Genomic DNA, 23,825 nt, shown 5'->3' with positions numbered 1-23,825 from the left:
CCGGAATGATCAGCATCAATGGTGTCCCTGCTTATCATCCTTAATTTAAGGTAAGGACGGCTTTGAAGGCATAAAAGTAAGTTTACCTGTTATTCCGGCATTGCGAACTCAATCATACCATGCTAATAATTATAACCCGGACATCCTTAAAATAAAAATGGCCTGGGCCAGGGTTTCATTCCGAAAAAAAGAACCCCTCTTTTAGAGGGGTTCTGCAGATAATTACATATTGTATTTATTTGCTCATTGACTGCCAGACCACTTCAGCCACGTCAAAGACCTTGGTCTGTTCCTCGGCTTCAGCACCTTTCACGCCGTCTGAGATCATGGTCAGACAGAACGGGCAGTTGGTGATGATCATTTCCGGATTGGGTTCCAGCAGCTGATCGGTTCTGGTATCATTGATGCGTTTGTATCCTTCCACAGCATGTTCTTCCAGCCACATCCGGCCGCCGCCGGCGCCGCAGCAGAAGCCGAATTGCTTGCCCTGTTCAATCTCAGAAATGTTGACTCCAGCAGACTGCAGGGCCTGTCTGGGCTGATCATAGATATTATTGTGTCTGCCCAGGAAGCAGGAATCGTGATAGGTGGCCTTGGAGCCAAGTTTGCCCGGCTTAATCTTGCCCTGGGCAATCAGTTGGGACAGGACTTCGGTATAATGGTAAACCTCAAAGTTGCCGCCCATCTGCGGGTATTCATTCTTCAGCGCATTATAACCATGCGGGCAGACCACAATGATCTTCTTAACGCCGTAGTTGTTGAAAGACTCGAGGTTTTGCTGTACCAGGGTCTGGTACAGGTATTCGTTGCCCAGCCTTCTGGCAGAGTCGCCGCAGCAGAACTCCTCAGTGCCCAGGTAACCGAAGCTGACCCCGGCCTGGTTGAGGATTCTGACCAAGGCTTCCCCGACCCTCTTATAGCGGTCGTCGAAGGATACCGCACAGCCGGCATAGAGCAGGTATTCAAACTCACCGCCGTCTTCAGGCAGCAGGTTGACCATCTCGCGAACGCCTCTCTCGGTGAGCCACTGAGCGCGGTTGGCCCAGCCAACGCCCCAGGGGTTGTAGTTGCGTTCCATGTTGGTGAACGCCATCTGCGCTTCACCCGGCATATCTCCCTGCCACATAACCAGATTGCGTCTCATTTCGGCAATCTTGGGGATGTGTTCGATGAACATCGGGCAATGCTCCATACAAGCGCGGCAGTTGGTGCAATCCCAGATTACATCACTGGTTACCACATCGTAAATCAGGCTCTGTTCCATGGGATTTACAGCCTCAGCAGCCGCCTCTTCGGTCATGGCCACCGCAGCGTCCTCCTCAGCAGGATGATCCTGAGCTGCAATCAGGTAAGGCACCTTGGCATCCCAGTGTTGCTTCATATTCTGAATCAGGGTGATCTTAGGATTGAGGTGCTTGCCGGTGTTGTAGGCCGGGCAGTTTTCCTGGCAGCGTCCGCAGCGGATGCAGGCATCCAGGTCTACGATGTCTTTCCAACCGAATTCTTCGATTTTCTCTACACCGAAGGTTTCGGCTTCTTCAATGTTCTCCACGTGCCGCAAAGCCGAGGGGCCCAGGTCGCGGAAAGCATAATTGATCATGCTGGTCACGATGTGCCACAGTTTGGTAAATGGAACCAGAGCGATAAATGCAAAGGCAATCCACATGTGGAACCACCACATGATGCGATGCCATACCAGAACCGATTCCAGAGACATACCAGCGAACAGATAAGCAAAATACCAGCCAAAGGCTGATGCCATTTGCTCGTATTGAATCTGTTCCATAGTAGTGGCCAGTTTAATCTGAGCTGCTATTCTCAGGCCTTCAATGAAGAACCCGGTCAGCAGAATGGTGAAAATCAAAAAGATAATCCAACCATCGGACTTTTTGGTGTCATTTAAGCGGTCTGGTTTCTGAACATAGCGGATGTAAGCCAGAGCCATTATACCTATTAATGCCAGGAAGCCTAACAGGTCAACAACGAAAGAGAAGGCAATATATGTTCCGCCTTCTACAGGAGGCCAATGTATCCAAAAATGGGCTGCGTCAACGCCTGCCGCCAGTGCCAGGACTAAAAAGCCCCAGAATAAGAAGGCATGCATCCAGCCAGCAAAAGGTTTTCTGATTACACGAGCCTGTGCAAAGGAGAAAGTAAGCCATGACAAGAGCCGTTGCCAACCGTTGTCGACCCTATGGATCTCGCCCTTCGCAAGCCACCATACCTTGGCCTTTTCGTAAAACCCAAAACATAAAATACCGATGGGGATGAACATAAAGATATAGATAAGCCATTCATAAGGTACGTTAGCCCCGACCACCCTCATGGGAACTTCATAACCACCTTCCAGTGGTTCAAATCCAAAAATCATTTACAAAATTCCCTCCTTAAATGAAGCGGGATTAACTGGATATACCCGTAGGTATATCCAGAATAAGCCCTTTTCCCCGGGATCCAGGTTATTTCTTTATCTCACCGCATACAACCGGAATGACTTTGAACAGGTCGCCCACTACGCCAAAATCGGATACGTTGAAAATGGGAGCTTCTGTGTCAGTATTGATGCAAGCGATGTACTTGGAGGAAGACATGCCAGCTAAGTGCTGAATAGCACCTGAAATACCACAGGCAATGTACAGGTTGGGATTGACCACTTTGCCGGTTTGACCTACCTGGAGTTCGTGACCCAGCCATCCTGAGTCAATGGATGCGCGGCTGCCGCCTACTGCAGCACCCAGCATGTCAGCCAGTTTTTCAACCAGTTGAATGCCGTCGGGGCCTTTGCATCCGCGTCCGCCGGATATAACCACGTCAGCTTCAGTAAGATCCGGTCGGGCCGAAACGGCAGGAATGAAATCCTTTACAACCTGATAGACATCAGCGGCGCTTGCAGCGATAGCGGGTTTAACCACCGCACCTGCTCCGGCTGATTCAGCCAGTTCCATGACCCCGGCGCGGATAGTCGCCAATACCGGAACGGTGGCTACTTCCACCTCGGCCAGAGCTTTACCGGCATATATGGATCTGGTGAATACGCCTTTGCCTGCGCCCACATTGGCCTTGATCACGTCAGTGGCCAGCCCGGCATCCAACTTCTGTGCCAACCGGGATGCGAAGTCTCTGCCGTTGAAGGTATGAGCAAACATGATCGCATTAGGCTGATACTCATTGATCATAGCAGCCAGCTGGGCTACATAAGCACCGGTATTGTAATTGGCGAATACGTCGCCTTCCACAACATATACTTTATCGGCGCCGAATTTGGCAAATTCGGGAGCCAATGCCTCGACACCCTGGCCAAATACGATTGCGCTTACTTCGTCGCCCCATTTTTTGGCTTCAGACAGCATTTCATAAGTGACTTTACGAATACTGCCGCCCTTTTGTTCTACAATAACCCATGTTCCTGCCATCAATTACCCTCCTTTATTAATAAGCCTTGCAAGGCACCTATTTTACTTCGACCTTAACAGTGTTCAGCATCCAATCAGCCAGCTTGGCGCCAGTGACTGCGGCTTCGTCTTCGATCTTTATGCCGGCTTGTTTTGCAGGCGGTAAAGAAACGCTGACGATCGAGACCTTGTTGGCAACAGCTGCGGCATCCACAGTGGAGACCGGTTTTTTCTTGGCTGCCATGATGCCCTTCATAGAAGGATAACGAGGCTCGTTCCAGCTTACCTGGCTGGAAATAACTGCGGGCAAGCTCACTTCGGTAACCTGGGTGCCGCCATCAGCCTCACTGGTGCAGGTTGCTTTGCCGCCGGCAATGTCGACTGCGGTAATGACGTTTACATGCGGCATACCTAGAATCTCTGCAACACGAGTCGGTACTTGGGATGATCCATCGTCAGCTGCTACATGGCCTGCCAGAATGATGTCGGGAGATTCTCCTTTAATCACTGCAGCCAATGCACATGCCCGGGCGTATTCGTCAGCGGCAGTATCCTGTTTCACCAGGATGCCCCGGTCTGCGCCCATGGCCAGAGCGGTGCGGATTGCGTCCATGGCTTTGTCTGAACCGGCAGAAACCACCACGATCTCTTTCGCAATGCCTTTTTCCTTCAGCTGGATGCCGCCTTCTACGGCAACCTCATCATAAGGATTGATGATGAGATTGATCCCCGCATCAGAGATCTTGCCATCCTTCAACTCGATTTTTGCCTCAGTGTCAAATGTCTGCTTAACACAAACCAGAACCTTCAAGTTCATTCCTCCTTTTCGTCTGATGATAATTGGTCAACAAAAGCATAACGGACTTTCCCATGTTGAGTAATCAGCCACCACCCCCATGACAACTGCATATATTTATTCTGCTTGCCTACGGCAAATTTACCGCCAAACTTGTTTAGGGAATAAAATAATATATAGATAGTCAGTATTATAACTTCGATACCAGCCTTACATTTCCTGCTTTTTTGAAATGAATGGCAACTTTTTTATAACATAGATCATCAACTTTTCTGGTAAAAAAAGGTTGAAAGCGATTTAAGCCCCAGTTCCCGACCATTGAAAATCTGTTCGGTACTGCCGATAAATAGTATGCCGCCTGCCCTTAAGGCTTGGGCAAACCTTCCATAAAGTTCCTGCTTGGTCTCCTCGGTAAAATAAATTACCACATTGCGGCACAGGATTAAGTCATAGTCCCGGGGGAAAGGGTCTTTTAAAAGATCATGCTGCTTAAACCTCACCAACTTCTTGATCTGCGGCCTGACCCTGTAAACCCCGTTTTCTTCCTCAAAGTAACTCTTCAGGATCCGCTCGGGGACCTCCCGCACCACACGATTATGGTACACCCCCTCTGCTGCCCTGTCCAGGACTTCTGCATCCAAATCAGTGGCCAGGATGGATTCCCGCACATCATAGTTTTTTTCGCGGGCCATTATAGCCAATGAATATGGCTCTTCCCCGGTTGAACAGCCTGCACTCCATATCTTAAGCTGACTGCGCTGCTTAATCAATATGGGAATAATGGTATCTTCCATCACCCTCCAATGCACGGGATTACGAAAAAACTCGGATACGTTGATAGTGAGGTGTTCCAAAAATTTCTTGTACAGCTCTTTATCAGCCTGCAGTTTTTCCACCAGACCGCCATAATCCGCAAGGCCGTTAGTGCGCATGAAGCTGTTGATACGGCGTTCCATTTGCGGGCGTTTATAAGCAGTGAGGTTTATTTTGCTGATGCCCTCAAATTGCCTTACAAACCATTCCCAATCATGGCGATTTATCCTCTTCAAGGCAGTGTTTCCAGGGCTAAACGGGTCCGGGCAACAGTACTGTCAATATCTTCTTCCTCATGGGCCAGGGACACAAAACTGACTTCAAACTGTGCCGGCGGAAAATATACCCCCAACTGCAGCATGGCGCGGAAATAAGCGGCATAGCGCTCGGTGTCGCAGCTCATCACCGCCTTGTAACTATTGACTTTTTGCCCGGTAAAGAAAACCGAAAACATAGAACCGATACGATTTATACCAATCTTTTCCCCGGCATCTGCAAATGCGTTGACCAGTCCCTGGACCAGTCTTTCGCACCGCTGGTCCAATCGCTCGTAGATAGCACCGTCTTTCAGGATACGCAGGGTAGCCGCCCCTGCGGCCATAGCCAGGGGATTGCCCGACAGGGTGCCGGCCTGATAGACTGGTCCTTGAGGCGCAACCAGATCCATGATTTCCCGGCGCCCGCCGTAAGCCCCTACCGGCAGCCCTCCACCGATGATCTTGCCCAGCGTTGTTAAATCCGGTTTAATTCCGACAATATTCTGATAACCGCCATAGGTCAGCCGGAATCCGGTGATGACTTCATCAAATATCAACAGGCTGCCATACTGATCGGTAATGGCGCGCAAACCCTGCAGAAACTGCGGGTCAGGCAGCACTAAACCCATATTCCCGGCTACCGGTTCTACAATTACGGCGGCAATGTCATTAAAATGCTCTTCGAACAGGATCTGGACCGACTGTAAATCGTTATACTGTGCGATCAGGGTATAAGCCGCCAATTCCTGAGGAATACCGGGGCTGGTAGGAACGCCTGAGGTCAACAGCCCCGAGCCGGCTTTAATCAAAAAGGCATCGGCATGGCCGTGGTAGCAGCCCTCAAACTTAATAACCTTGCTTCTGCCGGTGAAAGCCCGGGCCAGGCGTATGGCGCTCATAGTAGCTTCAGTCCCTGAATTGACCATACGCACTTTGTCTATAGAAGGAAATGCCTCACATATCATCAAAGCCATTTCCACCTCCTGCCGGCAGGGGGCGCCATAACTGGTGCCCTTCAGGGCACTTTGGTTAATGGCTGCCAGGACTTCGGGATGAGCATGCCCCAGTATGAGAGGCCCCCAGGAGCAAACGTAATCTATATAGCTGTTGCCATCCACGTCAACAACCTGGCAGCCTTTGGCTCTGTCTATAAATACCGGATCGGTACCTACAGCCTTAAAAGCCCTGACCGGGCTGTTGACGCCGCCGGGAATCAGGCTTTGCGCCTGGGAAAAGAGCTGTTTTGAAGCGCCCCGCATAATTAACCTTCCTCCTTATAACCCGCCGCCAGCCATTCCTCAACTTCATAATGCATACTCACCTTTTTGAACTCCCGGACACTATGCAGAACCTGGTAATTGTGAATGTCAGTGGCTGTGACGATGGCCTTGACCACATCCTGAAGTTCCTCTTCACTGCGGGCGTGTATCATGGTAAAAAGCTGATAGGGAAAGTCCCCGGGAACCTGACGCAGATAACAGTGGCTCACCTGAGAATAAGCCGCCATTTTTTCCCCTAATTCGTCTTGGCGCCCTTCAGGGGCCTGCCAGGCTACCATGGCATTGCATATATACCCGGCCTGTTGATGCCGCAAAACCGCCCCGAAGCGGCGGATAATACCGCGTTTTTTTAAGTCGGAGATGATCCCGACGATTTCGGCTTCACTGCAATCCAGCTCTGCCGCTAAAGCGGCGAAGGGCCGATGCACCGGGTCGATTTTCCCCTGTATAAAGTCCACCACTTGTTTGGTCAAAAGCCTATTTGTCAACATCATCACTCATTTCGAAACGGGCGTCTATTTTGTAGAGGCGGGTCGCCGGCATGGCAACCATTTTCACCCCGGTTTGTTCTTCCAATTCGGTTAACAATTGTTCGCTTGCCTGGGCGGATGGTGCGCTAAGGGTAAACCATAGATTATAGCGGTGATCACGCTGGTAATTATGGGTTACCCCTTTTAGGGCGCTGACTGCTGCCGCCACCGCCTCCAGCTCCCCGGGGGGGACCTGGCAAGCACAGAGGGTGGAGTGATATCCTATCGTCCTGCCGTCGATTATGGCCCCGATCCGCCGGATAACACCCTCTTCTATCAAATGCCGCACATTCTCCACGACTTCCTCTTCAGCTAAGCCCAGTTCTTCGGCCAGGTCTTGAAAAGGAGTCGCGCTGAGGGGAAAGCGGTTCTGTAAAATATCCAGCAATTTTTTGTCCAGAACAGTAAGACTACCCATATCATTGCCTTTCAGGGGCTTTATACAGACACCACTGGTCTTCTGCCATATAGTTGCCGCCGCTATAGTAATAAGCCCGGGCCCGGCATCCGCCGCAGCGCTCTTTATAATCGCATTGCCCGCATTTTCCTTCGTATTCGAGGGTACGCAGGGCGTTAAACATTGGGTTTTCCCGCCATATCACATCAAAAGGCGTTTCTCTCACATTGCCCAAAGGCATATCCAGATAGGCACAGGGCTGCACGTCCCCGCGGGGATTGATAATGCAGTAGCTGATGCCGGCCAGACACCCCCGGCTAAAGCGCATGGGAATGCCTTTTTTGTCGGCAACCCTGATGAACTGGGGCGCACAAGTAGGCTTAATTTCAATTGGAACCGTTTTCTGTTTATTCATCAAGCGGGCGATGGTCTTTTCATATTCGGCCACCCGCAGCGCCTCCTGTTCGATATCGGCGCCGCGCCCGGTTGGAACCAGGAAAAATACATGATGGGCTATGGCCCCTATTCCTATTGCCAGGTCAGTGATGGCTTCCAATTCGCTGGAGTTCCAGTCCATCACGGTGGTGTGAATTTGAAAAGGGATCCCGGCTTCCTTAAGATGCTTTATGCCCTCCATGGTCATTTCAGAGGCGCGCGCCAGACCACGGAACGCATCATGCTTGCTTTCATCCAGGCTGTCCAAGCTGATGCCTGCGGCCATAATGCCAGATTCCTTAAGCATGCGGGCAGTCCGGGCATCAATCAAGGTGCCATTTGATCCCAATACCGCACGCAGGCCCTGGGAGGATGCGAAACTGATTAATTCATAAATATCCGGACGCATCAGGGGCTCTCCGCCGCTGAAAATCATAATTTTGAAACCGGCCTTTTTGATATCTTTAATCAATTGCCGGGCTTCGCCGCTGTCCAATTCGGCCTGCATTACGTTTCCGGCATCCCGGTAGCAGTGTTCACAGTATAGATTGCACTGATTGGTAGTATTCCACGAAACCAGCATAATTACAGACAGAAGCCTGTCTGTTCACCTCCTATCGATTGAGGAGTCGGGCGGCATCTTTGGCAAAATAGGTTATGGTTAAATCGGCGCCGGCTCTTTTGATGGAAGTCAGAACCTCCATCATCACCCGCTCTTCATCGATCCATCCATTGGCAGCAGCAGCCTTGATCATGGCAAATTCACCACTTACGTTATATGCCGCGGTGGGCAGGCCGAACCGCTCTTTTACCGCTCTGATTACATCCAAATAAGGCAAGGCCGGCTTGACCATAACGATATCGGCCCCTTCCTCCACATCCAGGTACACTTCGCGCAAGGCCTCGCCGACGTTGGCGGGATCCATTTGATGAGTGCGGCGGTCTCCGAATTGCGGAGTTGAACCGGCAGCTTCGCGAAAAGGCCCATAGAATGCGGAAGCATATTTGGCAGCATAAGACATAATGGGAATGTGGGAATAACCAGCCTCATCCAGGCGCTGTCTGATGAAGCCTATTCTGCCATCCATCATATCTGAGGGCGCCACCAGGTCACAACCCGCCCTGACATGAGAAAGGGCTTCTAAAGCCAGCAACTCCAGCGTGGCATCATTGTCCACCATGCCGTCACCGCCGATCACCCCGCAATGGCCATGGTCGGTATATTCGCACATGCATACATCGGTAATGACCTGCAGCTGCGGACAGGTATCTTTAATAAACTTAATAGCCTCTTGCACAGCACCTTCATCACTATAGGCACTGCTGCCGCAGCTGTCCTTGTACTCCGGGATTCCGAACAACAGGACTGCAGGTATCCCCAGGCTGTCAATCTCCTTGATCTCAGCCGCCAGCTGGTCTACCGAGAGCTGAAAAACGCCGGGCATGGAGGCAATGGGATTGCGTATACCCTGGCCATAATGAACAAACAGCGGGTAGATCAGCTCTTTTATGGATAATCTGGTTTCCGCGACCATATCCCGCAACACAGCGTGGTTGCGAAGCCTTCTTAATCTACTGGTGGGAAAGTGCATATTAAGTCACCTCACTGTATGATTTGGCCAAAAAAGGCTGGCCAAATGGCGTTTATTTGCTCTTGCGCTCTTCAGCCGAGAGGTAGCAGGCCGGATCTTCTGCCCAGAGATCGCCCTTCACTGCCCTGGCGCGTATACGACATCCCCCGCACAGTTGCTTGTACTGGCATTCTCCGCAACTGCCGGTAACATGAAGCTGCTTTTCCCGGAGTTTGACCATCAAGGCGTCATCTGAAGTCCAGATCTCGCTAAAAGGCTTCTCCCGCACATTGCCTACGGTATAATCCTGCCAGAATTGGCAGGGGTGGACATTCCCGCGCGGATCCACATTGGCAAACTTGGTCCCCGCAGAACATCCGCCATGCATTTCCAGCAATTGAATGACCTCGGCGGCCCGTTCAGGATTTTCAGCCTTTATTTTATTTAAGAGATATATTCCGTCAGCATGGTTATCCGTAGTCAGGATCTCGGTTTCTATTCCTTTAGCCGCCAACTCCAGAGTCTTTTGACACACATAATTGAGGATGGCCTCTTTCTCTTCGATGCTGGTGTCCATGTCAGCCATTTCGGCGCCGCGCCCGGCATAAACCAGATGGTACATACAGAACCGGGGGATACCTTCCTTTTCTATCAGATCAAAAATTACCGGTAAATCCTCTTGATTATATTTGTTTACCGTGAAGCGTATGCCAGTTTTTATACCGTGATCCAGGCAGGTACGTATGCCCCTTAAAGCCATTTCAAAGGCTCCGGGTATGCTTCTGAAGTGATCATGGGTCTCAGGCCCCCCATCTATGCTGATGCCCACATATTGAAATCCTGCGGCTTTAATATTTGCCGCCGCCGCTGCATCGATCAAAGTGCCGTTGGTGGATATTACCGGCCTTAATCCCAACTCGGCGGCCAGGCTCCCCAACTGATAGATATCCTTGCGCAAGAGGGGTTCTCCGCCGGAAAACAGCAAAACCGGCACCTTCATGCCTGCCAGGTCACGGATAAACGCCTCCGCTTCTTCAGTGCTAAGCTCATCCTGGTATTTCCTGTCTTCGGCATTGATATAACAATGCAGGCACTTCAGATTGCAGCGGTTGGTCATATTCCATACCACCAGGGGGCGGTTGGTAGCGGAGAACTGCAACAGTTGCGGCGGTATATCACCCTCCTGCCCTCTATGTTTAATCGCGTCTGATACGGTCGCTTGACCGCATAATAGTTTGGTGCATCCTATCACTGCACTCTCTCCTCTCCCGTGGCGCTATGAGCGTCCTTGACCACAGCCTGCACCAGTCCTTCTATGGTGTACTCCCGGGCCGTCACATCAACGGTGAAGCCCATATCCCTTGCTGTTCCGGCTGTAATCGGTCCGATGCAGGCCACTTTAACCAATGGGTCAATACGTGATACGTTGTCCTCACCTATCATTTTAACGAAATTAGTTACTGTTGATGAACTTGTAAATGTTAGATAATCAAAATCCCCGTTCAGCATTTCTTCAATTAAGCCCTGGCCTGCTGTCTGTGCTGCCACAGCCCGGTAAAGACTGATTTCGTGCATATATACCCCCCAGTTTTTGAGGGTATCCGGCAGTACATTCCTGGCTCCAATGGCCCGGGGCAAAAGCACCCATTGACCAGGGGTTATGCTCTTTTGCAGCTGGTCGAGTATGCCTTCAGCCTGATATTCCGGGGGCATGATCTCCACTCTCAACCCGTGTTCCTCCAGCCTTTTTCTGGTCGCAGGACCGATAGATACCAGCCTGATGCCTTTCAGATCGCGGATGTCCAGGCCGTGTTGAAACATCTCTTCCAGGAAGATATCCACCCCGTTGACACTGGTAAAAACCAGCCAATCGTAATACTCCAGGTTTTTAAAAGCAGCATGCAAAGCCTCCCGGTCGACTTCCTTCTGGATGATGATACTGGGGCACTCAATGGCCTGACCGCCTGCCTGGCGTATCTTATCGACCAACGCGCTGGCTTGAGCCCGGGCCCGGGTGACAATGACCCGTTTCCCCCACAGTGGTTTGCTCTCAATCCATTGGAGCTGCTCCCTGAGCTCAACCACTTCTCCTACTATAATGACAGCCGGAGGTTTGAATTGTGCAGCCTCAACCTTCCCGACAATATTCTCCAGGGTGCCGGTTAAGACCTCTTGTTGAGGGAGTGTCCCCCATCTGACCAGGGCAATGGGAGTCTGGGGGGATCGGCCATGGCTTATCAGTTCGTGGCAAATCGTAGGCAGATTCTCAACCCCCATCAAGAACACCAGGGTCCCGATGCCAGTACTGATCTTGTCCCAGTGAATGGAACTCCTGGTTTTTTCAGGCTTTTCATGCCCGGTGATAACCGCAAAACTGGAGGTGGCATCGCGGTGAGTCACCGGTATACCGGCATAAGCCGGCACCGCAATGGCGGAAGTGATTCCCGGAATGATTTCGAATTCCAGGCCGTGTTCTCTGACAAAAACCGCCTCTTCTCCGCCCCTGCCATATAAAAAGGGATCCCCGCCTTTGAGCCGGGCAACTTTTTGGCCTCTGGCAGCTTTTTCCACCAGCAATCTATTAATCTCTTCCTGGGGGAGGGCGTGTCGGCCTGAAATTTTGCCGACATAGATAAATTCTGCCTGGGGATTGGCCATGGCGAGGATCTCCGCCCCCACCAGGCGGTCGTATACAACCACATCGGCCTCCTCCAATACCTTTCGGGCCTTAATGGTCAACAGACCCGGATCTCCAGGGCCTGCTCCTATTAAATAAACCAAGCCTTTGTTCATTTCTTATCCCCTAATCTGCGAATTTCTGTCAAGACTTGACCGGCGCCACGGGACAAAAGCTGATTGGCCAAACTGAGCCCGATTTCTTCTGCTTCCTCAGGCTTGCCCTGCAAAGCTCCTTGATATTTGACGGTACCATCCAGAGAAGCCACTATGCCTGACAGATTCAAACCCTCTCCTGTAATTTCCGCAAGCGCTCCGATAGGAATTTGGCATCCCCCTTCCAGCGTTCGTAAAAAGGAGCGTTCAGCCAGGACCCCCAACCTGGTGGGTTCATGATCAATTAAGGCCAAAATCCCGGCGGTCTCGTTATCCCCTGCCCTGATCTCTACCCCGATGGCGCCCTGGCCTACCGCAGGCAGCAACAAGTCGCAGGGCAGGATTTCAGTGATCAGATCTTCGTAACCAAGCCGCTTCACTCCGGCATAGGCCAGAACGATGGCATCCAGGCCTTCCTTTTGCATCTTCCTGATGCGCGTATCCACATTGCCCCGCAGATCCACGATAATCAGGTCGGGCCTGCTGGCTTTAATCTGCGCGATTCTTCTCAAGCTGGAAGTCCCTACCCGGGCGCCCCGGGGAAGCTCGGCAAAACCGCCGGCATGCCGCGAAAGCAATACATCCTGCGGGTTTTCACGGGATAAAACCGCACCTATGCAAAGACCCGGTTCGAGAACAGAAGGCAGATCCTTCATGCTATGAACCGCCAGATCCACCTTATTATTAAGCAATGCCAGCTCTATTTCTTTGGTAAAAAGCCCTTTGTCCCCTATCTTGGATAGGGATACATCCAGGATTTTGTCGCCCTGTGTCTTGATAACCTCTATGGTCACCTCAAGCCCGGGCACAGCCCGGCGCAGCAGGTCGGCAGCATGATTAGCCTGCCAAAGGGCCAGTTTACTACCCCTTGTTCCCAACCTCAGTTTGCTCATCGGCTTGTTCCCCCATATTAACCTGCAGCCCAAACAGCTTCTTGGCAACCTCCGCATAGAGATGTCCCTCATTGCTGACCGCCATTTCCTTCAAGCCAACAATAGGATTATGCAGCAACTGGTTTATAATGGTGTGGGCCATAGAAACTATCACCTTTTGTTCATGGTCAGATACCTTGCCCAGGCGGTTGAAAGCCTTTTTCAATTCCTGTTCCTTGATCGTTTCGGCTCGCTGCTTGAGAGCAGTAATAACCGGAACAACATATAAACCGGCCAGCCATTCGTTGAATTTTTCCAATTCCTCGGCAATAATCTGTTCAGCCTGTCGGGCGGCCTTCTGACGCTGCAGGTAGTTGCTGTCCACTACATTCTGAAGATCATCGATGTCAAATATATGAACCCCCTGCACCTGGCCCAATACGGGATCGACATCTCTGGGCACAGCGATGTCGATGATAATCATTTCTTTGCCCTGGCGGGCCGCCAACTGCCCGCCGCAATTGTCCGCTCTGATCACGTAATGATTGGCTGCCGTGCAGCTGATCACTATGTCTGCTTTATATAATTCATCGGGCAGTTGATCAAAGCGGACCGCCCGGCCGTTGAAACTCTGGGCCATCAATTGGGCACGATCAAAGGAGCGATTGGATACAATCACTGATTTTACGCCATTGACCATCAAATAGCGGGTGGCCAGTTCGCTCATTTCACCGGCGCCTACCACCAGAACGGTTTTATCCTCCAGGGAATCAAAATGCTGGCGGGCTAATTCAACCGCGGCATAACTGACTGATACCGGATGATGATCTATACCGGTTTCGGTCCGGGTTTTTTTGCCCACAAAAATGGCCTTCTGAAACAGAGCGTTTAAAACCCCGTCAGAAGCCCCTTTTTCCATAGCGGTTTGATAGGCGTCCTTGACCTGGGCAAGAATTTGTGCTTCACCCAAAATCATCGAATCCAGGCCGGAAGAAACCCTGAAAATATGGGAAATGGCATCATAACAGGTAGGCTGGTATAAATAGCCCTGCAATTCATGATATGGAAATCCGGAAAATTCCTCTAAGAACTGATTGAGCACAGCTGTGCCATCAGCGATATTGCGGGTTGTGGCATAAACCTCAGTACGATTGCAGGTAGCCAGAATCACGGCGCCTTCAATTTCAGCACTCTGTTTCAGATGATGATATGCTTTTTCCATGACCGGTGCTGAAAATGCCAGTTTTTCCCTCACTTCAACCGGCGCCGTGCGGTGATTTAATCCTGCCAAAAGGACATACATTGCCTAATCTTCTCCTTCGCTTTATCTTTCTCCCCCACTTGAATCAGGTTAAGTATATCCGAGTAAACCAGAGACTCCAATATTTGTTTTCTTTTTTTTATGTCAGGTACATGGCTTTGCAGGTAGACCCGGGCTTCGCCCAACAGGTCGACAAATTCGCCATGCGCAGGTGTGATTATTTCTTCCAGTTCGCGGCGCAGTTTACGAGCATAGGCCGGACTCTTCCCCTCTGTAGAAACAGCGAAGGTCAGTGAATTGCGCCGCACAATGGCCGGCACCAAAAAATCACATTGTTCCGGATCATCCACCACATTGGCCAGAATCCCTTTTTGGCGGCAGAGTTGACTGACCTCGCAGTTGACCTGTCTGTCATTGGTGGCGATAAAAACCAGGAAGACACCCTTCAGGTCTTCCTCTTGAAAGCCGCGTATTAAAATTTGCGCCAGGTCTTCCCGCTGCCATTGTTCAATCTGAGCGGTGATGGCATTGCTGACCACCCTGACCCTGGCTCCATGCTCCAACAGGGCTCTTATCTTGCGTTCGGCAACCGCACCGCCGCCTACCACCAGACAGAGCTTGTCTTGCATATTAAGGCATATGGGGAACAGGTGTTTCATAAAAACTCCATCGTTCAACGGTGATTAAGACCGGGATTGTTATTTATTGGGTTTATCTTCATTCTCCTCTTCAAACTCTTCGTCTTTTGATTTCCTGAAGTTCTGCAGGGCTTTGCCCAAAGACTGCCCTACTTGCGGCAGTTTACCCGGCCCAACAATAATCAGTAATATAACCAGAATAAGAATTAACTCCCACGGACCAACATTAAATGGCAAGAATGCAAACAAGATTCTTCGCTCCTTCGCTCAAAATGAGCCGCTCAATTGTGCAGACCTTTCCGCCTTACGCCCCATATATAGTGCTATTATGACAAAAGGGCGATATTTTGTAAAGCAGAACAGCCCGCCGTTACGGCTTAACGGGATTCTTCGCGGCTTGTACTTGTCAGGGTTACGTTGCCTGGCCGTCATCGCCTCCTATTTCCGACTGGCGTGTCCTGCCCTTGGCAGCCCACCTTGAGACCCATATACTGACCTCATAAAGAAAATAAACCGGAACAGCCATCATCAATTGAGAAATGGGATCGGGTCCGGGGGTCAAAGCGGCTGCTATCACCACAATCGCCAACAGTGCATATTTGCGGTTTTTAGCCATCCAGTCAGGCTTGATTACACCAATTTTTGTCAGGAAGAACACCAGAACGGGCAGTTCGAAAACCAGCCCGAAGGGGATAGTGAATGCAGTTACAAAGGATACATACTGATCAATTTTGAAAAACGTTTCCAGGTTTTCCCCGGCTATATAAATGAAGAAATTCAATACCAGGGGCAGTATGCCAAAATAAGCGAATAAAACCCCGCCGGCAAACAACAATACCGTAACCGGCAGCAATATATAAACATATTTGCGTTCATGCGGATACAATCCCGGCTTGATAAAACGCCACACAGCCCAGACCACAATCGGGAATGCCAATACAAAGCCCGCATATAAGGCCAGTTTGATTTTGACAAAGAAAGCCTCGGTAACGCTGGTCACGATCAAAGTCTCTTGCAACGCACTCAAGGGCGATACGATGACGGCCAGAATAGCCTCATTGTAATAAAAAGCCACACAAGCGCCGACGACAATCGCGGTTACACTGATTATAATGGCCCGGCGCAGCTCTTCCATATGAGTAATAAAGGTTTGCTTCTCCTCTACAGTCATATCACCAAAATTGAAAAAGGCCACTGGTGTAACACCCCTTACTTAATAATCTCGGATAGAGATAAAATCAGCCATATTCCCCAGATTTTCTGTTATCTGTGTCCTGGGAAGAAATTGCAGCTGACGTTTGGCTTTTTCCGCGTAATATTGGGCGGCGTAATAAGCGTAATCGATCCCCCCCGCATCGATGACCAGATCGAGTATAGTATCAGCCCTTTGCGTGCACTCCTCAGGAGACGACAACCATTGATGCAATTCCTGGCGATGGGGGCTGAAACGCAAAGCGTAAATGGTCGGAAGAGTAATAATGCCCTGCCTCACATCACTGCCGGTCGGCTTCCCCAACACCTCTTCAGTAGCGACAAAATCCAATATGTCATCTGTCACCTGAAAGGCCATTCCCAAATAATAGCCGTATTTTTGAAAAGCGGTTACTTCCCGGTTGCTGGCCGGCGTGAGCAAGGCCCCTAACTGGCAGCTCACGGAAATCAGCAAGGCGGTTTTCCGCTCGATGCGCCGCAGGTAATTTTTCAAGCCCACCTCAGTATTGTAAGCGCTCAACATCTGAATGATTTCGCCTTCGCATATTTTCATGCTGGTGTCGGCCAGAATGCTGATCATATCGCAGCGCTGATAAGCCGCCACCAGAGCCAGTGAGCGTGAAAAAATAAAATTGCCGGCGTTTATGGAGAGGCGGTTGCCCCACAGCCGTTTAACAGTATCAGTGCCCCGCCGGGTTTTGGAATCATCGATCACATCATCGTGCACCAGTGTAGCCATGTGAGTTAATTCCAGGGCCACTGCCAGCGGAATAATGTCCTCCAGCTCGTCCACAAAAACCCTAGCGGCCAGTAGGGCAAACGCAGGGCGAAGCCGCTTGCCGCCAGCCTTAATGAGGTGGGTTGAAGCATCTTGCAATACCGCTAATGTGGTGTTGATGTTGTTCTCCAGGCTGCTTTCCACTATTTTCAGTTCATCAGCAACCGGGGCAAAGAATTCATTGGGTCCCATATGTCCCCCCGCATCTGTCAATTAAAATCATTATAATCCTTCATTCGACTGTTTCCAACCGAATCGAATTCTGTATTCTATGTGCGATACTATTTGGGCTGGTCATAGCGCCTAAACAACTGGTGAGGCAGTTGCAATATATCCATTACCTTGCCCACCATAAAGTGCACCATATCCTGTATTCCCTCAGGATGATGGTAAAAGGCAGGCATGGCCGGCACAATTTGAGCACCCGCCTCTGCCAGCATGAGCATATTTTTTATATGAATTTTGTTTAATGGCGTTTCCCGGGGCACCACAACCAGTAAGCGGTTTTCTTTCAGCATGACATCAGCGGCCCGTTCCATCAGACTGCTGGCACTGCCATGGGCCAGCGCCGACAGGGTAGCCATAGTGCAGGGCATAATAACCATGGCATCATTTATATAAGAACCACTGGCCATTGGCGCCGCGATATTATCGTTGTCGTAAAAAAACAGTCTGGGGCATGAGGAGCGCAGAGCCTCCAGGGCTTGAGCCGCAGTTTCTTCCGGCATCAAGCCTCGCTCCTCTTCCATGACCATCTCAGCCGCCCGGCTTACGATCACATGAACCTCTCCCCCTGCGGCCAGCAATTCCCTGATCAGGACAATACCGTAAATAACCCCGCTGGCCCCGGTCAACCCGACCGTAAATCTCTTCATGGAGCACCCCCATACAGGATTTTGAGTTCCACAATCGTTTACATACTTCCCGCAATCAGCTTAATATATCTGCCAGGGTAGTCATAAAGATCAACAGACCCACATAGCGATTGATTTTAAAGGATGCGAAATTAACGCGGCTCATATTTTCGGGAGTGACTATCTTGTGTTCATAAAGCAGGATTATGGCCGCAATAGCTACCCCAATATAGTACCATCCCCCCAGACTCAATGCCAACCCGCCGGCGATCAAAAATAAGACCATCAATAGGTGCAGTACTTCAGAAAAGCGAAATGCGCCTTTGATGCCAAAGCGGGCTGGGACTGAATATAGCCCGTGTTTGCGATCGAACTCTATATCCTGGCAGGCATAAGTGATGTCAAACCCGGCCACCCAGCAGGCTACCGCCAGGCTCAACAGGATGGGCTGCCAGTCCAAACGCCCGGTTACAGCCATCCAGGCGCCAACCGGTCCCATCCCTATGGCCAGGCCGAGAACAACATGGCACCACCAGGTAAAGCGTTTAGTGTAGGAATATCCCCATAATACCAGTACAGCGAGCGGGGCTAGTTTAACACATAAAGGATTGAGTTGGGAAGCAGCTAGAAAGAGCAATATCAGACCGACTACCACCGCCCCCCAAACCAGGCTGAGCGGAAGCTGTCCCGAAGCCATCACCCAATGGGCGGTGCGGGGATTGGCCTGATCCAGATGGCGGTCTATGATACGGTTGAGGCACAAAGCAGAGGTACGTGCGCTGATCATAGCCAGAGTAATCCAGCCCAATTGCCCCGGACTGGGAATCCCTGAAATCGCCAAAAACGACCCCAGATATGCAAACGGCAAGCCAAATAAGGTATGGCCGAAGTCAATCATCTTTAAGAATTTAACCATTTTGTTCAAAGGTACAGATCTCCTGTTACAGAAATGCCCGGATATCACCGGGGAGATAACACCGTCCCGCTGATTGGCATGATAAAAGGCCTGCTGGCCAGCAGGCCAATGTCGCATTTATCAATGCGCTCTATATGCAAATCGTTTAAATCGCTGCCCGGGCCAAATGGCCGTTGAGGTAATCCTGGATGAGCAGTTCCAAGGCAGTGCCGCTCAACATTGATCCCTGATTGATGTAGTGAAACAACTCCTGGCTCTTGTTACAGTGGATCTTAATGGTTTCAGATATAAAGCCCTGCGGGGCTTGCCCTTCCAAAGCCATACCGACATGGAATCCCAACCGTGCATACCACATAACGGCATCCGGCGCTATATCCTTCAAACGTGCGGCGGTCAAAAAGGCGGCCTGGTAGAGCGAGGCCCTGGTTTTGGCCACTACCTGCTCAGGCGCGGTCTGAAGCTTATGCTTCATGACCATCCCCTCGTTCATTTGTCCAATGGTATTTGAGAACACGTCCAAAAGATGATCAGCGCCAATCTCCACCAGCATCTTTAATATGCATCCGAATATATAGTCTCCTATCAAGATGGAAAACTGCATGTTCTGATCATATACCTGGCCTTCTTCATCATCCCCCACCAATTCATGAATAAAGCTGGCCAGGTAGGTCATCTTGAATACAGCCGCCATTTTTACGGAATATTCTCGTTGATGGCCCAAGTCACGATACACCGCCAAGACTGCCCGGGACAGTTGATCCCAGGTGTTCTCCTGAGCCGCCTGATCGACATAGGCCTGGATAGCATTCCACCACGGCAATAGCCGTTTTTGTACTACCCGGTTGACCTCGTCCAAATCTTGTCTAATCTCACGTTCCACCATAAGTCCCCCCACTAACCCTTATGCGTTTGATTATCTTTATCAATTTATTCATATATATCTGTCTGATTATATTCTAAACCATCGTCGGGGAAATACGTCTTCGCAATTATTTCCTGTTAGATGTGGCTCTTTCTTATTATCTGCTATTAATTATATAGAAAATATGCGGCTTTAACAGTCCGAATTTTACTTCAGCATAAAACAAGGCCTTACTTGTACTGGTGTCAAGTAAGGCCTTTCAGGTTGATTGAGCGCTAACGTTTAACTTACATCGGTCTACTAAAATAGTATCCCTCCTAAATATTTACCACCAGGCGCTCCTTCTTCTGGCTCTGAACCGTTCCCCGCTTCACTTCTGATGCCGTTACATGGGTAGCCCCAAATTTCTCAGCCAGGTAGTTACAGGCATCCCAGGGGTTAACCGATTCGCCGCAGGTAAATACATCTACTGCTGCATATCCCAACTCCGGCCAGGTATGAATTGCCAGGTGCGACTCTGAAATAACAACGACTCCACTGACTCCTTGCGGGCTAAACTTGTGAAAAACAACCTCTCTCACTTCAGCTCCAGCCTCCAAAGCAGCATTTATCATGATATCTTCCACTTGAGCGATATCATTCAATACTTCAAATTGACAGCCATATACTTCGGCTAGTACATGTCGCCCTAAAGACTGCAATCATGTCGCCTCCCTTTTAATTTATTTTTGTGCTCCCAAACCTCCTTAATGTAGTCGTTAAAACGCACATGTAGAATTTTAGCATAATTTTGTGCATTGTCAATAAAAATAATGTTATATTCCAGGAAAATATGCCCTATTGCTCGATAACATCCTCTGAGCCAAAAATACTATTCAATTACTATAATATGCTCTAATTTTTAAAAGTATTTATCCTGGTATAATATATAAATATTCTTTATGTATTTTTAGTTTATTGTTATGCTACTAAAAGTAGGACACCTGAAAATGGCTGGTAAAGACCACTCTATTATTCTACATCAATCCAGTCCATGCATGAGGTTGTTTATAGCGTGAATAAATTCCTTTTGATTGCCTTCCCCCAGCAAGTCATAGAGCAAAGCGTTGAATTCATATTTTATCTCCACAATCTGAGCCGCCACTTCGGCACCCTTTTCGGTAATAAACACCCTGATGGCACGCCGATCCTGGGGATCAAGACGTCTTTCCACCAGTTCATCTTTCTCCAGTTTGTCAACCAGAACCGTCATGGAAGAACTGTCAATGAGGGTCCGGCTGCCGATTTCTTTTAAGGTGATGCCGTTCTCCTCCTGTAAACAAAAAAGGATAAAGCTCTGGGGGATAGTGATCCCGAACTCCTCCAGCCGGCTACCCAAGTGTTTATCGATCTTTTTCATAGTAGCCCGCAGGTTGAAACCGATAAAGGCATTCAAACCATTCATGAGATTACTCCTCTCTTCACGTGCAAATGGTCTCTCTCTTTCTGAACCACTTTATACCATATTATAAAAGCATGTATGTTTATAAAACAAGCAATTCCTCTTCAAAACAGCAGATTTGCCGTTATCTCACCATTATTTGCTGACTGTTGCCGGCTGCGGCTTTTTATTGGTTAGAAAATGCCTTGAAGTAGACCACGCTTCGTGCTATCTTATTAGCATCGTAAACGATTAACCTGCGAAAGAGCATTGGCGGGGATGATGGTCCAAATCAGCTCAGACTTTTTGAAAACGGGCCCCTCCCCAATAGGATTCAGGAGTTGCCCGGCTGAAGAACCACATAAAAGAGGTGGGCCGGTTTTCCCTGCGAAGGAAATTTAGCAGGCCCGGGGAGCAACAAGGGCAAGACCCAAAAGCCTCCGTCCCTTGGGGTATGGGGGTTTTTATATTGGGAAAAATCGTGTAGTAGGGGGTATGACTATGACTGTTATGAAAAAGCGTATCTTAACCGGCGACCGTCCGACAGGAAAACTGCATCTCGGTCATTATGTGGGCAGTTTAGCCAACCGGGTGAAACTTCAACATGATTATGAAAGTTTCATTATAATTGCCGATGTTCAAGCCTTGACCACTCACTGGGAAAAAGATGAAAACCTCGCCAGGGATATTTACGATATTACTCTGGACTACCTGGCGGCAGGGTTGGACCCCGGACTGGCCACTATATTCTTACAGAGCATGATCCCGGAGATTCACGAATTGACCATGTATTACTCCATGTTTACCTCGGTCAATGTTTTGCGCCACAATCCCACAGTTAAGAGTGAAGCCGCCCAGCATGGTTTTAAGGACATGACCTATGGATTCCTAGGTTATCCGCTCAGTCAGGCTGCTGACATCAGTATTTTTAAAGCTCATCTGGTGCCGGTTGGCGAGGACCAGATCCCGCATATTGAACTGGCCCGCAAGATCGTACGTCGTTTTAACGATATTTACCAGCCGGTACTGGTAGAACCGGAGGCCCTGATTGGCGCCACCCCTCGCCTGGTAGGTCTGGATGGCAAAAATAAGATGAGCAAAAGCCTGAATAATGCCGTCTATTTGTCGGATAAGCCTGAGGTGGTGCAAGAAAAGGTAAGGAATGCGGTCACCGATCCAGCCCGTATACGCAAGACCGATCCGGGGCATCCTGAGATTTGCACGGTTTTTGAATATCACCGCGTTTTCAATCCTGCCGAGGTTGCAGCCATAGAATCGGATTGCCGTCAGGGCAAAATTGGATGTGTAGCCTGCAAAAAGAATCTGGCCGCGGTAATAAACCGGCTTCTCGATCCGATGCGTGAAACCAGAAGTTATTATGAAGCCCGCCCTGACGAAGTAAAAGACATTCTGCTGACTGGCACCGCCAAAGCTCATCAGGTAGCCCGTGAGACCATGTCGGAAGTCAGAGACGCCATGAAAATCGATTATTTTAAGCATGAATTTCCCCCGGCCTGTCCGGATCAATCTGAGGGCAGCTGAGGTTATTACCGGCAGTTAAAAAAGTCAGCGGACCCGGGGTCATTTTCCCAGCAGACTGCCCAGCCAGCGGGCGCAGCCGCCGGCATCAGTAGCCAGTATAAAGATGAGCAGCAAAACCAGCAGACCGATCATATTGTATTGCCATCGCTGCCGGTTGACCTTTTTGAAAGCTTCGCTTTGCAAATAGTCTTCATACTTTCTCCGGCGTGATCTGCTTTTGTTCAAAATTCAGGCCTCCCGATTTATTGAGAATTGGACCTTGCGCAAGGCAAGAACCATCCTCGCTTGCGCTGACCTTTTTCTTCAAGATAAATGATAAAGCCCGGGGTTACAACCCTGAACAGTCTTGCAAAACCCCGGCAGTATGGGTTTAAGGGTTTTAGTCCGGCATCAGAAGCCCGGTTCAACAGCGGGTGGCATTGTACAAGTCATCCTTTACAGGTACAATTATTTATAATCGACATAATCGACATTTTAGGGAGTGAAGACATGCAGGCCGTTAAGGAATTCAGATTGACACTGGTAAAACAAGATAAGCATCTGCGCTTGCCGACGGTAACCTCTATCATCGTAGTGCAGAACTTATATGATATTCTCTTCCAATATCTCATAGATCCTGACCAGGAAAGCCGCCTTAAACAGCTGATCGCGTTGATGGAGTTGCATATCAAGAGCAAGAGCAGGGCTCCTTTTTCCATACCGATGGAAGAGCTTGAATTCCTGGGCGAAGGTCTGGAGGAATTGAAGCTATTGAATTGGGCTGAGGTTGCAGTTACGGTGTTCCGCGTAGAAGTGCCGGGAGAGGATGAACCCGCTGAAGAAGACCTGGAGCCGATTTTTGATCTGCTTGAAGAATTATTGACATTTAAGCGGGTCGGTGACAGCGATCTCATCTATGTGTACCCTTCCCGCTTAACTATGTACTAACTAATTTCCCGAACAAAGGCATTTTTAGAAGGCCAGTAATGCCTCCCTGATAATCTTGGCCCCCAATATGGAGGTGTTGTCTCCTTTTTCATAGGGGGGAGCAACCTCCACCAGATCAAAACCCACCACGTCTAATTCAGCCAGAGAGTGCAATACCCGCAGCAGTTCCCGGGATGAAAAACCACCGGGTTCCGGTGTGCCGGTGCCCGGCGCGAAAGCCGGATCCAGCACATCTATATC

At 49.8% G+C, this 23,825-nt stretch carries 26 protein-coding genes; 2 read left to right on the top strand and 24 right to left on the bottom strand.

The window, feature by feature from the left end; all coding sequences use genetic code 11:
- Positions 1–235 precede the first annotated feature (235 nt).
- The 22 genes from B2633_RS01950 to B2633_RS01845 form a co-directional block, all read right to left on the bottom strand.
- On the bottom strand, positions 236–2,371 hold the full coding sequence (locus B2633_RS01950) for a heterodisulfide reductase-related iron-sulfur binding cluster (protein ID WP_483168857.1): 2,136 nt from the start codon (positions 2,369–2,371) through the stop codon (positions 236–238).
- 88 nt (positions 2,372–2,459) lie between these two features.
- Positions 2,460–3,413, bottom strand: a complete 954-nt coding sequence (locus B2633_RS01945) for an electron transfer flavoprotein subunit alpha/FixB family protein (protein ID WP_483168856.1) — start codon at positions 3,411–3,413, stop codon at positions 2,460–2,462.
- Between the two features lie 37 nt (positions 3,414–3,450).
- Positions 3,451–4,203, bottom strand: coding sequence for an electron transfer flavoprotein subunit beta/FixA family protein (locus B2633_RS01940; protein WP_481040414.1), 753 nt, complete (start codon positions 4,201–4,203; stop codon positions 3,451–3,453).
- Positions 4,204–4,451: 248 nt separating this feature from the next.
- Positions 4,452–5,237, bottom strand: a complete 786-nt coding sequence (locus tag B2633_RS01935) for a CheR family methyltransferase (RefSeq protein ID WP_483168855.1) — start codon at positions 5,235–5,237, stop codon at positions 4,452–4,454.
- Complete coding sequence (gene hemL / locus B2633_RS01930) at positions 5,234–6,517, bottom strand: glutamate-1-semialdehyde 2,1-aminomutase (RefSeq protein ID WP_483168854.1); 1,284 nt, start codon at positions 6,515–6,517, stop codon at positions 5,234–5,236. The genes B2633_RS01935 and hemL overlap by 4 nt, the downstream gene beginning before the upstream one ends.
- A gap of 2 nt (positions 6,518–6,519) precedes the next feature.
- Positions 6,520–7,011 carry a siroheme decarboxylase subunit beta gene (ahbB, locus tag B2633_RS01925; protein WP_483168853.1) on the bottom strand — a complete coding sequence of 164 codons (492 nt, stop codon included), beginning with the start codon at positions 7,009–7,011 and terminating at the stop codon, positions 6,520–6,522.
- Between the two features lie 4 nt (positions 7,012–7,015).
- The gene (gene ahbA / locus B2633_RS01920; RefSeq protein ID WP_483168852.1) at positions 7,016–7,486 is read right to left on the bottom strand and encodes a siroheme decarboxylase subunit alpha; all 471 of its coding nucleotides are present in this window, start codon (positions 7,484–7,486) and stop codon (positions 7,016–7,018) included.
- 1 nt (position 7,487) lies between these two features.
- Positions 7,488–8,483, bottom strand: coding sequence for a putative heme d1 biosynthesis radical SAM protein NirJ2 (gene nirJ2, locus B2633_RS01915; RefSeq protein WP_483168850.1), 996 nt, complete (start codon positions 8,481–8,483; stop codon positions 7,488–7,490).
- A gap of 31 nt (positions 8,484–8,514) precedes the next feature.
- Entirely contained in the window at positions 8,515–9,492 is a 978-nt protein-coding gene (gene hemB / locus B2633_RS01910; RefSeq protein WP_483168849.1) for a porphobilinogen synthase, read from the bottom strand.
- Between the two features lie 52 nt (positions 9,493–9,544).
- On the bottom strand, positions 9,545–10,723 hold the full coding sequence (locus B2633_RS01905) for a radical SAM protein (protein ID WP_481040428.1): 1,179 nt from the start codon (positions 10,721–10,723) through the stop codon (positions 9,545–9,547).
- A complete protein-coding gene (gene cobA / locus B2633_RS01900) occupies positions 10,720–12,264 on the bottom strand; it encodes a uroporphyrinogen-III C-methyltransferase (protein WP_483168848.1) in 1,545 nt (514 codons plus the stop codon). The genes B2633_RS01905 and cobA overlap by 4 nt, the downstream gene beginning before the upstream one ends.
- A complete protein-coding gene (gene hemC, locus B2633_RS01895; RefSeq protein WP_483168847.1) occupies positions 12,261–13,196 on the bottom strand; it encodes a hydroxymethylbilane synthase in 936 nt (311 codons plus the stop codon). Before hemC ends, cobA begins: the two co-directional genes overlap by 4 nt.
- Entirely contained in the window at positions 13,165–14,466 is a 1,302-nt protein-coding gene (gene hemA / locus B2633_RS01890) for a glutamyl-tRNA reductase (protein WP_483168846.1), read from the bottom strand. Before hemA ends, hemC begins: the two co-directional genes overlap by 32 nt.
- Positions 14,454–15,095, bottom strand: a complete 642-nt coding sequence (locus B2633_RS01885) for a precorrin-2 dehydrogenase/sirohydrochlorin ferrochelatase family protein (protein WP_483168845.1) — start codon at positions 15,093–15,095, stop codon at positions 14,454–14,456. Before B2633_RS01885 ends, hemA begins: the two co-directional genes overlap by 13 nt.
- Before the next feature lie 39 nt (positions 15,096–15,134).
- Entirely contained in the window at positions 15,135–15,323 is a 189-nt protein-coding gene (locus B2633_RS01880) for a twin-arginine translocase TatA/TatE family subunit (RefSeq protein ID WP_483168844.1), read from the bottom strand.
- Positions 15,324–15,486: 163 nt separating this feature from the next.
- Entirely contained in the window at positions 15,487–16,269 is a 783-nt protein-coding gene (tatC, locus tag B2633_RS01875; protein WP_483168843.1) for a twin-arginine translocase subunit TatC, read from the bottom strand.
- Between the two features lie 18 nt (positions 16,270–16,287).
- A complete protein-coding gene (locus B2633_RS01870) occupies positions 16,288–17,256 on the bottom strand; it encodes a polyprenyl synthetase family protein (protein WP_483168842.1) in 969 nt (322 codons plus the stop codon).
- An 89-nt stretch (positions 17,257–17,345) separates the two neighbouring features.
- Positions 17,346–17,939 (bottom strand): UbiX family flavin prenyltransferase, encoded by a 594-nt coding sequence (locus B2633_RS01865; RefSeq protein WP_481040444.1) that lies wholly within the window; start codon positions 17,937–17,939, stop codon positions 17,346–17,348.
- Between the two features lie 55 nt (positions 17,940–17,994).
- A complete protein-coding gene (locus tag B2633_RS01860) occupies positions 17,995–18,834 on the bottom strand; it encodes a UbiA-like polyprenyltransferase (protein ID WP_483168905.1) in 840 nt (279 codons plus the stop codon).
- Positions 18,835–18,979: 145 nt separating this feature from the next.
- Positions 18,980–19,714: a polyprenyl synthetase family protein gene (locus B2633_RS01855; RefSeq protein WP_483168841.1), complete on the bottom strand. Its 735-nt coding sequence runs from the start codon at positions 19,712–19,714 to the stop codon at positions 18,980–18,982.
- A 299-nt stretch (positions 19,715–20,013) separates the two neighbouring features.
- A complete protein-coding gene (gene speD / locus B2633_RS01850) occupies positions 20,014–20,397 on the bottom strand; it encodes an adenosylmethionine decarboxylase (protein ID WP_481040448.1) in 384 nt (127 codons plus the stop codon).
- Positions 20,398–20,717: 320 nt separating this feature from the next.
- Positions 20,718–21,140: a MarR family winged helix-turn-helix transcriptional regulator gene (locus B2633_RS01845; protein WP_483168840.1), complete on the bottom strand. Its 423-nt coding sequence runs from the start codon at positions 21,138–21,140 to the stop codon at positions 20,718–20,720.
- Positions 21,141–21,626: 486 nt separating this feature from the next.
- On the opposite strand from B2633_RS01845, the gene trpS reads away from it, so the two are divergent.
- The gene (trpS, locus tag B2633_RS01840; RefSeq protein WP_483168904.1) at positions 21,627–22,658 is read left to right on the top strand and encodes a tryptophan--tRNA ligase; all 1,032 of its coding nucleotides are present in this window, start codon (positions 21,627–21,629) and stop codon (positions 22,656–22,658) included.
- A gap of 39 nt (positions 22,659–22,697) precedes the next feature.
- On the opposite strand, the gene B2633_RS01835 is transcribed toward trpS, so the two are convergent.
- Complete coding sequence (locus tag B2633_RS01835; RefSeq protein ID WP_483168839.1) at positions 22,698–22,883, bottom strand: hypothetical protein; 186 nt, start codon at positions 22,881–22,883, stop codon at positions 22,698–22,700.
- 87 nt (positions 22,884–22,970) lie between these two features.
- Here B2633_RS01835 and B2633_RS01830 point away from each other — a divergent pair, with 87 nt between their 5' ends.
- Positions 22,971–23,585: a hypothetical protein gene (locus B2633_RS01830; RefSeq protein WP_483168838.1), complete on the top strand. Its 615-nt coding sequence runs from the start codon at positions 22,971–22,973 to the stop codon at positions 23,583–23,585.
- Between the two features lie 24 nt (positions 23,586–23,609).
- Here the strand turns inward: B2633_RS01830 and B2633_RS01825 are convergent.
- Positions 23,610–23,825 (bottom strand): arginase family protein (locus B2633_RS01825; protein ID WP_483168837.1); only part of this gene is annotated, 216 nt, incomplete at its 5' end.

Source organism: Syntrophomonas sp. UBA1041, from assembly GCF_002316705.1.
Classification (GTDB): Bacteria; Bacillota; Syntrophomonadia; order Syntrophomonadales; family Syntrophomonadaceae; genus DTU019.
This window is presented reverse-complemented; position numbering and strand designations above follow the sequence as displayed.